Source organism: Kitasatospora sp. NPDC059462 (assembly GCF_042749955.1).
Taxonomy (GTDB): Bacteria; Actinomycetota; Actinomycetes; order Streptomycetales; family Streptomycetaceae; genus Kitasatospora.
The window spans coordinates 1-13,255 of record NZ_JBHYUU010000204.1 but is presented as its reverse complement, the minus strand read 5'-3'; the positions used below and the strand labels follow the sequence as shown (position 1 = coordinate 13,255).

The 13,255-nt window shown below is 76.3% G+C and carries 12 protein-coding genes; 5 read left to right on the top strand and 7 right to left on the bottom strand.

Annotated elements, in window-relative coordinates; translation table 11 throughout:
* Positions 1-411: 411 nt before the first annotated feature.
* A complete protein-coding gene (locus ACFXAM_RS33105) occupies positions 412-1,287 on the bottom strand; it encodes an IclR family transcriptional regulator (RefSeq protein WP_380296915.1) in 876 nt (291 codons plus the stop codon).
* Positions 1,288-1,366: 79 nt separating this feature from the next.
* Entirely contained in the window at positions 1,367-2,428 is a 1,062-nt protein-coding gene (locus ACFXAM_RS33100; protein ID WP_380296913.1) for a helix-turn-helix domain-containing protein, read from the bottom strand.
* Between the two features lie 55 nt (positions 2,429-2,483).
* On the opposite strand from ACFXAM_RS33100, the gene ACFXAM_RS33095 reads away from it, so the two are divergent.
* Positions 2,484-3,752 (top strand): MFS transporter, encoded by a 1,269-nt coding sequence (locus tag ACFXAM_RS33095; protein ID WP_380296911.1) that lies wholly within the window; start codon positions 2,484-2,486, stop codon positions 3,750-3,752.
* A 70-nt stretch (positions 3,753-3,822) separates the two neighbouring features.
* Here ACFXAM_RS33095 and ACFXAM_RS33090 read toward each other — a convergent pair whose 3' ends face one another.
* The 5 genes from ACFXAM_RS33090 to ACFXAM_RS33070 form a co-directional block, all read right to left on the bottom strand.
* Entirely contained in the window at positions 3,823-5,208 is a 1,386-nt protein-coding gene (locus ACFXAM_RS33090; RefSeq protein WP_380296909.1) for an 8-oxoguanine deaminase, read from the bottom strand.
* Between the two features lie 56 nt (positions 5,209-5,264).
* Positions 5,265-6,167, bottom strand: a complete 903-nt coding sequence (pucL, locus tag ACFXAM_RS33085) for a factor-independent urate hydroxylase (RefSeq protein WP_380296908.1) — start codon at positions 6,165-6,167, stop codon at positions 5,265-5,267.
* Positions 6,168-6,197: 30 nt separating this feature from the next.
* Positions 6,198-6,536, bottom strand: coding sequence for a hydroxyisourate hydrolase (uraH, locus tag ACFXAM_RS33080; RefSeq protein WP_380296906.1), 339 nt, complete (start codon positions 6,534-6,536; stop codon positions 6,198-6,200).
* 33 nt (positions 6,537-6,569) lie between these two features.
* Positions 6,570-7,091: a 2-oxo-4-hydroxy-4-carboxy-5-ureidoimidazoline decarboxylase gene (gene uraD / locus ACFXAM_RS33075; protein ID WP_380296904.1), complete on the bottom strand. Its 522-nt coding sequence runs from the start codon at positions 7,089-7,091 to the stop codon at positions 6,570-6,572.
* 162 nt (positions 7,092-7,253) lie between these two features.
* Positions 7,254-7,634: a helix-turn-helix domain-containing protein gene (locus tag ACFXAM_RS33070; RefSeq protein WP_380296902.1), complete on the bottom strand. Its 381-nt coding sequence runs from the start codon at positions 7,632-7,634 to the stop codon at positions 7,254-7,256.
* Positions 7,635-7,903: 269 nt separating this feature from the next.
* Between ACFXAM_RS33070 and ACFXAM_RS33065 the strand changes: the two genes are divergently transcribed.
* The 4 genes from ACFXAM_RS33065 (at position 7,904) to ACFXAM_RS33050 (ending at position 13,104) form a co-directional block, all read left to right on the top strand.
* Entirely contained in the window at positions 7,904-9,046 is a 1,143-nt protein-coding gene (locus ACFXAM_RS33065; protein WP_380296900.1) for a glycerate kinase, read from the top strand.
* Positions 9,047-9,224: 178 nt separating this feature from the next.
* Positions 9,225-10,580: an allantoinase AllB gene (gene allB, locus ACFXAM_RS33060; protein ID WP_380296898.1), complete on the top strand. Its 1,356-nt coding sequence runs from the start codon at positions 9,225-9,227 to the stop codon at positions 10,578-10,580.
* Positions 10,581-11,188: 608 nt separating this feature from the next.
* On the top strand, positions 11,189-11,968 hold the full coding sequence (locus ACFXAM_RS33055; RefSeq protein ID WP_380296896.1) for an IclR family transcriptional regulator: 780 nt from the start codon (positions 11,189-11,191) through the stop codon (positions 11,966-11,968).
* Positions 11,969-12,189: 221 nt separating this feature from the next.
* The gene (locus ACFXAM_RS33050) at positions 12,190-13,104 is read left to right on the top strand and encodes a metal-dependent hydrolase (protein WP_380296894.1); all 915 of its coding nucleotides are present in this window, start codon (positions 12,190-12,192) and stop codon (positions 13,102-13,104) included.
* Positions 13,105-13,255: the final 151 nt, after the last annotated feature.

Below are 13,255 nucleotides of genomic sequence, written 5' to 3'. Positions count from 1 at the left end.
CCTCCGGGCCCGCCTCCGGCGCCGCCTCCTCGCCCGGCTCCCCGGCCGGATCGGCCGCCGGCTCCGCGGCGGCGGGGGCGCTCGCCCCCGGCGTGAGCGCCTTGTCGTCCGGTGCGCAGGTGTCCGCCCACGCCTGCCCGGCGGCCAGTGCCGCCACCGCGCACCCCACTGCCATCGACCTGCCGAGGAGACCTCGAACGGATCCGCTGCGGGCCATCCCGCTCACCCTGCCCTCCGTGTCCGGCGCCCCGCGCCGTCGCGGGCCGCGTCCGCTCCAGCGTCACCGACGGGTCCGCCGGGGCCGGGGCAACCCCGGGGCAACCCGCCCTCGGGTGGCTCGAACGGGCGAACGCCCGTCGCACAGCCGGCCGCCCGGGTGCGGGGAGCGCGGCCGGACGGGGGGCCGGACCGTCAGGGAGCCAGGACCTGCCCGAGCCGGGCCGCGATCTCCTGCATCACCGGCACCAGCGATTCCGCACCGGCCCGTTCCTCCAGCGCCCGGATCCGGGCCTCCGGGCCGGACACCGACAGCGCCGCCGGGGTCGGTGAGCCGGGGACGGCGAGCGCGATGCAGCGCACCCCGATCTCCTGCTCCTGGTCGTCCACCACGTAGCCGTGCTCGCGCGCCCCGGCCAGCCGGTGCATCAGCTCCTCGGGCTCGGTCACCGTGTACGGGGTGAGCGCGGGCAGCGGGCCCGGGCCGAGGACGGCGCGGGCCTCCTCCACCGGCAGCTGCGCCAGCAGCGCCTTCCCGACGCCGGTGCAGTGCGGCTGCACCCGGCGGCCGACCTCGGTGAACATCCGCATCGAGCGCCGTGACTGCACCTGGCCGACGTACACCACCTCGCCGCCCTCCAGCACCGCCAGGTTGGCGGTCTCGCCGGTGGCCTCCATCAGCTCCGCCAGGTAGGGGCGGGCCCAGCTGCCGAGCAGCCGGCCGGCGGTCTCGCCGAGCCGGATCAGCCGGGGGCCGAGGGTGTAGCGGCGGGTGGCGTCCTGGCGGACGTAGCCCTGCTGGACGAGGGTGCGGACCAGACGGTGGATGGTCGGCATGGGCAGGCCCGAGGAGGTGGACAGCTCGCTGAGCGTCGCCACGCCACCGGCGTCGGCGAGCGCCTCCAGCAGCTGGAAGGCGCGCTCGACGGACTGCACCCCGCCGCTCGCGCGCTCGGACGTCGTGCGCCCGGTCGTCGCGTGCTCGCTCGGAGCCTGCTCGGTCGGCGTTCGCTCCGTGCCGTCGGAGGAGGTCGGGGCCACCGGCGTTCCCTTCCCGTCGGAATTCTGCATCGTGGAAACAAGTCTCCACCCTACAGAATCGGGCCCTCCCGGAGCCGTGCGGGCCGGGACGCCGACGCCGCCGCCGGGCTCAGGACCGGTCGCGGGCCAGCGCGTCGCCGAGCCCGCTGCGCCGGTAGAGCACCCGGCGGCCGTGCCGGGTGCGCTCCAGCAGCCCGGCCGCCGCCAGCGCGCCCAGGTGCCGGCTGACCGCGCCCGGCGTCACCCCCAGCCGGTGGGCGAGCTCCGTGGTGCTGGCCGGGGCCGCCAGCAGCACCAGCAGCCGCGCCCGGGGCGGGCCGATCAGCCCCACCAGCCCGGCCGGTGCGCCGTCCGCGCCGCCCGCGCCGGTCGTCGGGTCCGCCGCGCCCGGCGCACCGGCGGACCCCGGCAGGCCCTCGGCCATGGTCGCCCGGCCGCGCGCCGGGTAGGTGATCAGCGGCGGGCCGTCCTGGGTGATGTCGGTCTGCGCGCCGCGCCCGCCCAGCGTCGGGATCAGCACCAGCCCCCGCCCGGCCACGTCCACCACCGAGGTGCCCAGCGCCACGACCACCGGTGTGTGGTCGACCAGCCGCAGCACCCCGTCCCGCCAGGAGATCCGGCCGTCCAGGTCCGCGAACAGCCCCTCCGCGCCGCGCTCGGAGAGCAGCCGGGCCCGGTACGCGAGGTCCGCCTCCAGCACCGACCGCGCCCTCGGCCACCACGCGGGCGCCAGGCACCGCGTCCAGTACGCCGCCAGCGCCTCCGCCGCACGGGCGGTCAGCGCGGCCAGCGCCGCCGGGTCGTCGACCGCCGCCGCCAGTACCGGCGGCAGCGGGCACCCGCCGCCCGGGTAGGCGGCCAGCAGGTCCGCGCGCACCACCTCCGCGGGGGTGCGGGCCATCCGGGCCAGCTCGTCCTCGAAGCCCGGCCGGGGCACCGCCGGACGGGGCGTCAGGAAGTCCGGCACGAAGCCGTTCGGCGCGGTCAGCGCGTCCAGCAGCTCGGTGTCCAGGGCGGCGTAGCGGTCCTGCCAGCCGGCGATCCACGGCTGCTGCTCCGGGTAGTACGCCGGCCGGCGGCGGGCGCGCAGGCCCAACACCGCCTCCTGCAAAGGGGAGTAGGCGAACCAGGTGGCGGCGAGGTCGTCGACGCCGAGACGGAACTCGAACATTGACCGTAACGGTAAAAGAATTCCGCCCGCCCGGGAACCCCGCTGTGCTTCTGCCATGACCTCCTCCGCCCCGGCGGGGGCGCGCCCGCGCGCCCTCGGCCGCCGCCTGCTGCCCGCCGGTCCCCTGCTGCGCGGACTCGTGCTGATGACCCTGGTGAACGCCGTCGGCGACGGGCTGTTCGTCACCGTGAACGTGCTGTTCTTCACCCGCTCGCTCGGGCTGGCGCCCGGTTCGGTGGCGCTCGGCCTCACCGCCGCCGGGGTGTGCGGGGTGTTCGCCGGGGTGCCGATGGGGCGGCTCGCCGACCGGACCGGGAGCAGACGGCTGTTGCTGGTGCTCGGCCCGCTGGAGGCGTCGGCGGTGCTCGGCTACGCCTTCGTGCGCTCCTTCGCCGCGTTCGTGGTGCTGGCCTGCGCGGCCACGGTGCTCTCGCGCGGGGCGGCGGCGGTGCGCAGCGCGCTGATCGCGCGGGCGCTGCCGGCCGACGGGCAGGTGCGGTCGCGGGCGCTGCTGCGCTCGGTGGCGAACGCGGGCCTGGTGGTCGGCTCGGGCGGCGCGGCGCTCGCCCTGCAGGCGGACTCCTACGCCGGGTACGTGACGATGCTGGCGCTGGACGCGGCGAGCTTCCTGGGGGTGGCCTTGCTGCTGGCCCGGCTGCGGGTTCCCGCGACGCCCGCCCCCGGGGAGCCGGTGCGCGGCGGTGCGGCGGGCGGGCGCCGGACGGCGCTGGGTGACCGCCGCTATCTGCTGGTCACCGCGCTGCACGCCGTCCTGGAGCTGCAACTCGCCGTGCTGACCGTCGGGTTGCCGCTGTGGATCGTGCTCGGGACGCAGGCCCCGGCCGCGCTGGTCGCGGCGGTGAACGTGGTCAACTGCCTGCTGGTGGTGCTGTTCCAGGTGCGGGCGAGCCGGGGCGTGACGGACGTCCCGTCGGCGGCGCGGGCCTGTGCGGCCGGGGCGCTGCTGCTGGCGGCCGGCTGCGCGGGCTACGCGGCGGCGCAGTACGGCCCGGCCTGGGCGGCCGCCGCGGCGCTGCTGGCCGGTGCGCTGGTGCACACCCTGGGCGAGCTGCTGACCTCCGCGGGCGGCTGGACGCTCAGCCTGGACCTGGCGGACCCGCGGGCGCACGGCGAGTACCAGGGGGTGTTCCTGAGCGGGCAGGCGGCCGCGCACGTGATCGGTCCGCTGGTGGTCACGCTGACGGCGGTGGACCACGGGGCGGCCGGCTGGCTGGTGCTGGCGGGGCTGTTCGCGCTGGCCGGGCCCGCCCTGGTGCCGGCCGTGCGAGGGGCGGCGGTCGCGCCCGCGCCGACGGCCCCGTGAGCCGGGCCGGTGCCGGCGCCCCACGGGGGTGGGAGCCGGCGCCGGCCTTCCGCGTCCGTCTGGCGTGCCGTCATCCTGCGCGGTCCGCCAGCTCCTTGGCGGCCCGGGCGCAGGAGCGCGCGATCCGCTCCTCGTCCGCCGTGGTGAGCCGGCCGTGCTCGACGACGGTGGTGCCGTTGACGAGGAGGGCCGCCAGCGGCGGCAGGGCGCCGAGGACGAGCGCGGCCACCGGGTCGGCGACCGAGGAGTGCATCAGGCCGTCGACCTTCCACAGCGCGAGGTCGGCGAGCTTGCCGGGCTCGATCGAGCCGATCTCGTCCTGCCGCCCGAGCACCCGGGCGCCGCCCATGGTGCCCAGCCGCAGCGCCTGGCGGGTGGTGAGCGCCTTCGGCGAGCCGTGCAGGCGGTTGATCAGCAGGGCGTTGCGCAGTTCGGTGCCGAGTTCGCCGGACTCGTTGGAGGCGGTGCCGTCGACGCCGAGGCCGACCGGGACGCCGGCCGCCAGCAGGTCGGGCACCCGCGCCGTCCCGGCGGCCAGGCGGGCGTTGGAGGACGGGCAGTGCGCGACGCCGGTGCCCGTCGCGGCGAACCTGGCGATGGCGGAGTCGTCCAGGTGGACGCAGTGCGCCATCCAGACGTCCTCGCCGAGCCAGCCGACGGACTCGAAGTAGTCGGTGGGGCCCATCCCGAACGCCTTCCTGCAGTACGCCTCCTCCTCGGCCGTCTCGGAGCCGTGGGTGTGCAGCCGGACGCCCTTGCGGCGGGCGAGCTCGGCGGACTCGCGCATCAGCCGGGTGGAGACCGAGAACGGCGAGCAGGGTGCCAGGGCGATCCGCAGCATGGAGCCGGGGGAGGGGTCGTGGTGGCGGTCGACGGCCTCCTCGGAGGCGGTGAGGACGGTGTCGAGCTCCTCGACGGCGTTGTCCGGGGGCAGGCCGCCGTCGCTGCTGCCGCGGTCCATGGAGCCGCGCGCGGCGGTGAACCGCAGGCCGAGTTCGCGCACCGCCTCGATCTCGGCGCCGAGGAGGTCGCCGCCGTCGCGCGGGAAGACGTAGTGGTGGTCGGCGGCGGTGGTGCAGCCGGACTTGAGCAGCGCGGCGGCGGAGCCCAGGGCGGCGGTGTGCACCAGCCGGTCGTCGAGCCGGGCCCAGGCCGGGTAGAGGGCGGCCAGCCAGTCGAAGAGGATGTCGTCCTGGGCGAGGCCGCGGGTGATCCACTGGTAGAAGTGGTGGTGGGTGTTGACCAGGCCGGGCGTGACGAGGTGGCCCTCGGCGTCGATCCGGCGGGCCGCACCGCCCGGCCGCGCGGGGGCGGGGCCGTCGCCGACCGCCTCGATCCGGTTGCCGAGGACGACCACGTGGCCGCGGGCGTACTCGGTGCCGTCGGCGTCGACGGTCGCGATCGCCGCGTTCTCGATGACGGTCCGCCGGTCGGCGGGCGGGGGGTGGACTGCCATGGGGCGGCTCCAAGGAGGGGGGCCGGGCGAGCGTCGGGGGAGCGGGCGCCGGACGGTCAGCCGACCGGGATGACCGGGACGACGCCCTCGCGGTGGACGGTGCCCTCGATGAGGCCGTACATCCGGTCGGCGGCGTAGTAGACCTCGTTGTCGTTGTGCAGGCCGAACGGCTCCAGGTCGACCAGGAAGTGGTGCTTGTTGGGGAGTTCGAGGCGGACCTCGTCGACCTCGGCGTCGTGGTCGAGGACGCGGGTGCCCATCGCGTGCAGGGTCTGCTGCAGCGAGTAGGAGTAGGTGCCGGCGAAGGCCTCCAGCAGGTGCCGCTTCACCCGGGCGTAGCAGTGGTCCCAGCGGGGCGCGGTCTCGTCGTCGCGGCCGGTGTAGCCGTACCTCCAGCGGGCGGTGACCCGGGTGGCGAGGATCCGGTCGTAGGCCTCCTGGAGGGTGGTGTAGCGGTCCTTGAGGTAGCCCCAGAACTCCGAGTCGGTGGAGTTCAGCACGACCAGGTCCCTGAGGCCGGAGATCACCTGGACGGACTCGCCGTCGTAGCCGATCTCGGTGGTGCGGACCTCCTGGCCGGTGCGGACGAAGGAGTGACCGGTCCCCTCCGTCCCGTCGGCGGCGGGGATCCGCTCCCAGGCGTACTCCTCGATCCGGATCCGGGCCCGGTGGACGACGCCGCGTTCGGTGTCGTCCACGAAGTGCCGGGCCAGCAGGAGGCCGAAGGCCTCGGCGGAGTCGATGCCGTACTGCTTGGCGAAGGCGAAGACGGTGTTCTTGGCGGTGTCGGTGGGCAGGCAGTTGGCGTTGGACCCGGTGCGGTGGACGTCCTCGAACGCCCCGGAGAGGGAGACCGAGACGTTCAGGTCCTTGATCTCGTGGCGGGCGGAGCCCCGGCGGACGCGCACGATGCGGTTCTCCGCCTTGCCGTACTGGTTCTGACCGAGCACGTGGGCCATGAGGTGGGTCCCCTGTCAGTCGGTGTGGGCCTAGCTTCCGCGGTAGACCGAGTAGCCGAACGGGTTCAGCAGCAGCGGCACGTGGTAGTGGTGTTGCGCGGGCGCCACGGTGAAGACGACCGAGACCTCCGGGAAGAACGGCGGGTCGCCGCCGGCCGTCCGCGCGAGGTGGGCGGCGGTGTCGAAGACCAGCCGGACGACCGAGCCCGCCGCCACGTCCGGGAGGTCCCGGGCCCGGCCGTCGGAGTCGGTCGCGGTGGTGCCGAGCACCTGCCAGCCGTCCGCGGTGCGCAGCGCCAGCTCGACCGGGACGCCCTCGGCGGGGCGGCCGAGGCTGGTGTCGAGCACATGGGTGGAGATGCCGGTCATGGGGCGGCCTCACGGGGTGGCGGTGACGGTTTGTCAGGAGCCGTCGAGCAGGCGGGTGATGCGGAGGTGGTTGATCTTCCGTAGCTCTCCTCGGGCGATCTCCGTCTCGGTGGCGGGGTCATGGGCGTGGCGCTCGCGCAGGGCGGCGAGCACGCCGGCCGCGGTGCGGCCGGTCGCGCAGATCAGGAACACATGGCCGAACTTGGCCTCGTAGGCGGCGTTCGCCCGGGCCAGCTCGGCGAGCAGGGCCTCGTCGGCCTCGCGGATCCGGGACTGTTCCCGTTCGGAGGCGGCGTCGCCCGCCCCGGGCGCGCCGATCCGGGCGTGGCCGGCCATCGCCTCGCGCAGGTCGGCGGCGGAGAGCGCGGCCGTCGCCTCGGCGCCGGCGTCCAGCAGGGCCCGGCGGTCGCGCCACGGGCGGGTCGCCGCGACGGCTTCGGCCCAGGCGGGGCTGGCGCAGACGTCCAGCAGGGTCTTCCTCAGCCCGGCGGCGTCCGCGGCCGCCAGGGCGCCCAGGGCGTCCGGGGCGTCCGGATCATGGGGGCGGTCGGTCACGAGTGGACCTCCTGGGGAGTGGTGCCACCCGCACAAGCTAGGTCGGCCGGGACGGGTCGGCAACACGTCGGCGAACCTTTGGTGCCGACGTCTCCCGGCGGGCCCGGTCACCGGGGCGGATTCTGTGCGATGCGACAAGTGTGCCCCGGTTCCGCCCCCCGTTCAGTTCGACTTCGAACCGTCCTGCCGGTTGAGGTAGTTGTACACGGTGAAGCGGCTGACGCCGAGCGCCGAGGCGACCGTCTCCACTCCGTGGCGGACGGTGAACGCTCCGCGTTCCTCCAGCAGGGCGACCACGTGCTGCTTCTCCGGGCGCCCCAGCTCGGCCAGCGGGCGGCCGTCGAACCGGCGGGTCATCCCGGTCAGCAGGAGGTCCAGCGCGCCGTTGAGGTGCGGCAGGCGGACGGCCAGCGCCCGCTCGCCCTCCCACTCCAGGACGATGTCCTCGGGCCTCGCCTCGTCCAGCGGGACGGGAGTCGCGCCGACCGCGTCCAGGAGCGGTTCGAGCGCCGCGGCCAGCGGGTGTCGCGGCTGTCCGGTCACGGGGTGCCGTCCTCGCCGGCCGTGCGGCGGGCCGCCACGGCGTGCGGCGGGAACGTGTCCGGCTCGAAGGGCTCGGTCGTGAACTCCACCATCAATCGCACCCGCTCACTCTAGCGAGCACGGGGCGGGGCGGCGCAGCGCTTCCCCGGTCCGTGGCAGGCTCGTGCGGGGGAGTGACGGCCGGCCGGATCCGTCGGCCGGAAGCCGGCGGTCGTCCGTCGCCCCTGCTGGACGAACCCGATTCGGTTTCCGGAAGTGAGGCCCCCGCCATGCCCGCCGACCCCCGCCAGGGCCATGTGGTCGTAGCGCCCGACAAGTTCAAGGGCACCCTGGAGGCCGCCGAGGCGGCCGCCCGGATCGCCGCCGGCATCCGCCGCGCCGCCCCCGGTGCCGACGTGCGCGAACTGCCCGTCGCCGACGGCGGGGAGGGCACGCTGGCCGCCGCCCTCGCGGCCGGCTTCACCCGGGTCCCCGTCGAGGTGTCCGGCCCCACCGGGCTGCCGGTGGACGCCGCGTTCGCCGTCCGGGGCGACACGGCCGTGGTCGAACTCGCCCAGGCCGCCGGTCTGGCCCGGCTCCCCGGCGGCCGGCCCGCCCCGCTGGCGGCCGGCTCCGCCGGGGTCGGCGGGCTGATCGTCCGGGCGCTCGACGAGGGCGCCCGGCGGATCGTGCTCGGCCTCGGCGGCAGCGCCTGCACCGACGGCGGGGCCGGGCTGCTCCAGGCGCTGGGGGTGTCCCTGCTGGACGCCGGGGGCGCCGAACTGCCGCCCGGCGGAGCGGCGTTGCGACGACTGGCACGCCTCGACCCCGGCCCGTCGGCCCGCGTCCTGGCGGGCGTCGAGGTGGTGGTGGCCTGTGACGTCGACAACCCGCTGCTGGGCCCGCGCGGCGCCGCGGCCGTCTACGGTCCGCAGAAGGGCGCGAGCGCCGAGGACGTGGCGGTGCTGGAGGAGGGCCTGACCCGCTTCGCCGACGTGGTCGCGGCGACGGTCGGCCGGGACGTCCGTGACGCGCCCGGCGCCGGGGCGGCGGGCGGGGTCGGCTTCGCCGCGCTGGCCCTGCTGGGCGCCACCATGCGGCCCGGCATCGAGCTGCTGCTCGACCTGCTGGACTTCGGCGCGGCGGTGCGCGGGGCACGCCTCGTCGTCACCGGGGAGGGCTGCCTGGACGCGCAGACGCTCCACGGCAAGGCCCCCGCCGGGGTGGCCGCGGCCGCCGCGCGGGCGGGGGTCCCGGCGGCCGCCGTGGCGGGTCGGGTGGAGCTGTCCGAACGCGCGTGGCGGGAGGCCGGATTCGTGGCCGCCTACGCGCTGGGTGAGCTGGGCGGGGGCCCGTCGGACGCCCCGGCCAGGGCCGGCGAGCTGGCCGAGGTCGCGGGGGAGCGGCTGGCGGCGGACCTCCTGCGCGGGTAGCGCCGCCCCCACCCGGCGGCCCCGTCCGCTCCCTTGACGCCCGGTCGGGGGCGGCCCTACGCTCCGGGCCCGCCCCTCGACCGGGTGGGCCCCGTCGCGCCGCCCCGTCGAACCCCGTTCCGCCGAACCCTGCCCCGCCGCGCCCCGCCCGTCGTCCAGGCCAGGTTCCGGAGGCCCCATGCCCCGCAGCGAGACCGAGGTGATCCGCTCCCGCCGGGTGGTCCTGCCGGAGGGTGAGCGCCCGGCGGACGTGCTGGTCCGGGACGGGCGGATCGCGCGGATCGCCGGACACGGCTCCCTCCCGGCCGGCGACGGCCGGCTGACCGACCTCGGCGACACGGCCCTGCTGCCGGGCCTGGTCGACACCCACGTGCACGTCAACGAGCCCGGCCGCACCGCGTGGGAGGGCTTCGCCACCGCCACCCGGGCCGCCGCGGCCGGCGGCGCCACCACCATCGTCGACATGCCGCTCAACTCGGTGCCCCCCACCACCACGCCCGCCGGCCTGGAGGCCAAGCGGAAGGCCGCCGCCGGCCGGGCCTGGGTGGACCTCGGCTTCTGGGGCGGCGCCGTCCCCGGCAACCTCGCCGACCTCGAACCCCTGCACCGCGCGGGCGTGTTCGGTTTCAAGTCGTTCCTCTCACCGAGCGGCGTCGACGAGTTCCCGCATCTGGAGCCGGCCGCGCTGGAGGCCGCGCTCGCCGAGCAGGCCCGGCTCGGGGCGCTGGCCGTCGTCCACGCCGAGGACCCGGCCGTGCTGGCCGCCGCCCCGCAGCAACCCGGCGTCCGCTACCGGGACTTCCTCGCCTCCCGCCCACCCGGTGCGGAGACCGCCGCCGTCGCCCGGCTGCTGGCGGCGGCCCGCCGCACCGGCGCCCGGGTGCACGTGCTGCACGTCTCCTCGGCGGCGGTGCTGCCGCTGCTGCGCCGGGCCCGCGCGCAGGGCGTCGAGGTCACCGCCGAGACCTGCCCGCACTACCTCACGCTGGCCGCCGAGCACGTCCCGGACGGCGCCACCGCGTTCAAGTGCTGCCCGCCGATCCGCGACGAGGCGAACCGCGAGGCGCTCTGGACGGCCCTGGCGGCAGGGGAGTTCACGGCCGTGGTGTCCGACCACTCCCCGTCCGTCCCCGGGCTGAAGCTGCTGCCCGAGCGCGGCGGCAGCGGCGACTTCGCGGCGGCCTGGGGCGGCATCTCCTCCCTCCAGCTCGGCCTGCCGGCGGTCTGGACCGAGGCCCGCAGGCGCGGCCACACCCTCGCCGACCTGGCCGGCTGGATGTCCGCGGGGCCCGCCCGGCTGGCCGGTCTCGACGGGCGGAAGGGGGCCGTCGCGGTCGGCCGCGACGCCGATCTGGTGGCGTTCGACCCGGACGGCGTGTTCACCGTGCACGCCGCCGGGCTGCACCACCGCCACCCGGTCACCCCTTACGCGGGCCGCACGCTCACCGGCACCGTGCACACCACCTGGCTGCGCGGCCGGGTGGTGGACGTGGGCGGCGAGCCCTTCGGCGTCCAACTGCCGCGCCCGCACTGACCCACCGGCCCCCTGGTGAGCGAGAGCAGTGGCCTTCGCGTCGGACGGCGTGTTCACCGTCCGCGCCGCCGGGCTGTGCCGCCGCAATTCGGTCACCCCCTGTGCGGGCGGGTGGTGGACGTGGGTGGCGAGTCTCTTCGGCGTCCGCCCGCGCTGATCCGCCGGCCCCGCTGGTGAGGCGATGGTGGGCGAGCCTCGGGGCCGTCGGCCCGGGTGGCGTGTTCACCGTCCGCGCCGCCGGGCTGCGCCGCCGCAACCTGGTCACCCCCTGCGCGGGCGGGTGGTGGACGTGGGGCGGTTGGCCCTTCGGTGTCCAACTGCTGCGCCCGCACTGCCCCGCCGATGGGCGAGCCGACCCCGGACGGCGTTGCGCCGGATGCGACCCAGGGGGCCGGTTCCGCCCCCGGCGGTGACGCACTGGTGAGCGAGTCCGGTCGGCCGGTCCGCCGCAAGGGGGTACGAGGGGGCACGGTGAGGCATATGCCAGTCAAGTGTTTCACCGTATCTGATGGGGATTCCGGCGAAGGAGACGATGGCGGTGTCCGGCGGTCGATAGGCTGGACCCTACCCGCCGGTCACGCCGCGCGGGGACATCGGAAGGGGACGACATGTCGACACCAGCCCCGGGCCGTCACGCCGTGCCGGAGCAGGGCGTGCCCGGTTCGTTCACCTCCCTGCAGCACGCCCTCAGACTGCTGGAGGCCGTCGACCGGCACCCCGGCGGTGCCACCCTGGTGGCCCTGGCGAGGGAGACGTCCCTGGGGCTGCCGACGGTTCGCCGGCTCGCGGAGATCCTGGAGACGGAGGGCTATCTGCTCTGCCAGGACGGCGGCTGGGTCTTCGGCGGAACCTTCGCGTTGCTCGGTCAGCACAACCGGGAGCAGCTGGTCCGCGCCCGGCTGGACAGCAAACTCGCCGAGCTGCGCGACGAGTTGGGTGCCGCGGTGTACTTCGGCCGCTACCACGACGGGGAGTTGTCGGTCGAGGCGGTCTCGGCCTCCGACGGTGCGCCGGCGGTGCAGGAGTGGGTGGACTTCCGGGCCACCGCGCACGCCAGCGCGATCGGCAAGTGTCTGCTCAGCCAGCTCGACCACGACGGCCGCCGGGACCACCTGTCCCGCCACCCGGTGGCCCGCCTCACCTCGCGGACGGTCACCGACACCGACCAGCTGATGCACCGTCTGGAGCGCCAGCCGGCCACCGTGCCGGTGCTGGACATCCAGGAGTACGCCCTCGGCACGGTCTGCGCGGCCGTGCCGGTGACCGCCGGCAGCACGGTCGGCTGCCTGGCCACCTCGATGCCGGTCGACAACGTGCACCGGCTGAAGGTGGCGGCCGAGGTGCTCGCGGCCCGCGCCGCGCCGCTGATGCTCGCGATGGCGGTCTGAGCGGTCCGGCCGGACCGCGCACCCACGCCCAGGGACCCCGCTCCGGCGGGGTTCTCGCGTTTCCGGGGGTGTCGTCCCACGGCCGACCTGCGGTGTCCGCGACGCGGGCCACTTATTAGACTCGATGTCGATAAGGCGTGCCGAAACCCTTGTGGCCGGGGCTACCCGCGAGTACGTTGTGCCGGGTCGAGCCGCCACCCGCAGGTCAGGAGGGCCCTCCCATGCCCAGCCCCACCCCCGTCCCCGCCCTCGCCGCGCCCGCCGCCCGGGTGCACGAGGGCCTCGTCCTGGAGCCCCGCGACGTCCGCTTCGACTGGGCGGACCTGCCGCTGCACTGGATCCCCGACGAGCCGATGGCCACCCACGTCATCAACGTCCTGCACCTGCTCCTGCCCGAGGGCGAGCGCTGGTTCGTCAAGGTCTTCAAAGAGGCCCTGCCGATGGTCCGCGACGAGCAACTGCGCGAGGAGGTCCTGGGGTTCATCGGCCAGGAGGCGATCCACGCCGAGGCGCACCAAGAGGTCCTCGACCACCTGCTCGGCCAGGGCCTCGACCCGCGGCCCTACGTGCGCCAGATCGCCTGGCTGTTCCAGCGCGTCCTCGGGGACAAGCCCGGCCTGTCGCCCGCCCGGCGGCGCGAGAACATCATCGAACGGGTCGCCTTCGTCGCGGCGATCGAGCACTTCACCGCCTTCCTCGGCGACTGGGCGCTCAACTCCCCGGGCCTGGACCGCGCCAAGGCCGACCCGACGATGCTGGACCTGCTGCGCTGGCACGGCGCCGAGGAGGTGGAGCACCGCAGCGTCGCCTACGACCTGATGGTCCACCTCGACCCCGGCTACGCACGGCGGATCCGCGGCATGCTGGTCTCCGGCCCGCTGCTGGTGCACCTCTGGGTGCGCGGCGCCCGCTTCCTGCTCGCCGCCGACCCCACCCTCGACGGCCGGCTCCGGCCCACCTGGCGCGAGGCGGGCCGGATCGCCCGGCGCGGCCTGCTGCCCGACCCGGTCAGGTCGCTCCGCTCCGGCCTGCGCTACCTGCGGCCCGGCTACCACCCCACCCAGGAGGGCTCCTCCAGCCAGGCCCTCGGCTACCTCGCGACCTCCCCGGCCGCCCGCGCCGCCGCCGGCCGCTGAGCGCCGCCGGCCGCCGCCCGGTCCGGCCAGTCCGGCCGGTCCGGCCACCGGCCCGCCCGGCCGCCGAGCCGACGCCGACCCCCCCCCCCCCCCCCCCCCCCCCCCACCCCCCGGCCCGCCCCCCCCAGCCCCCCGCGCCCCCCCCGCGGGG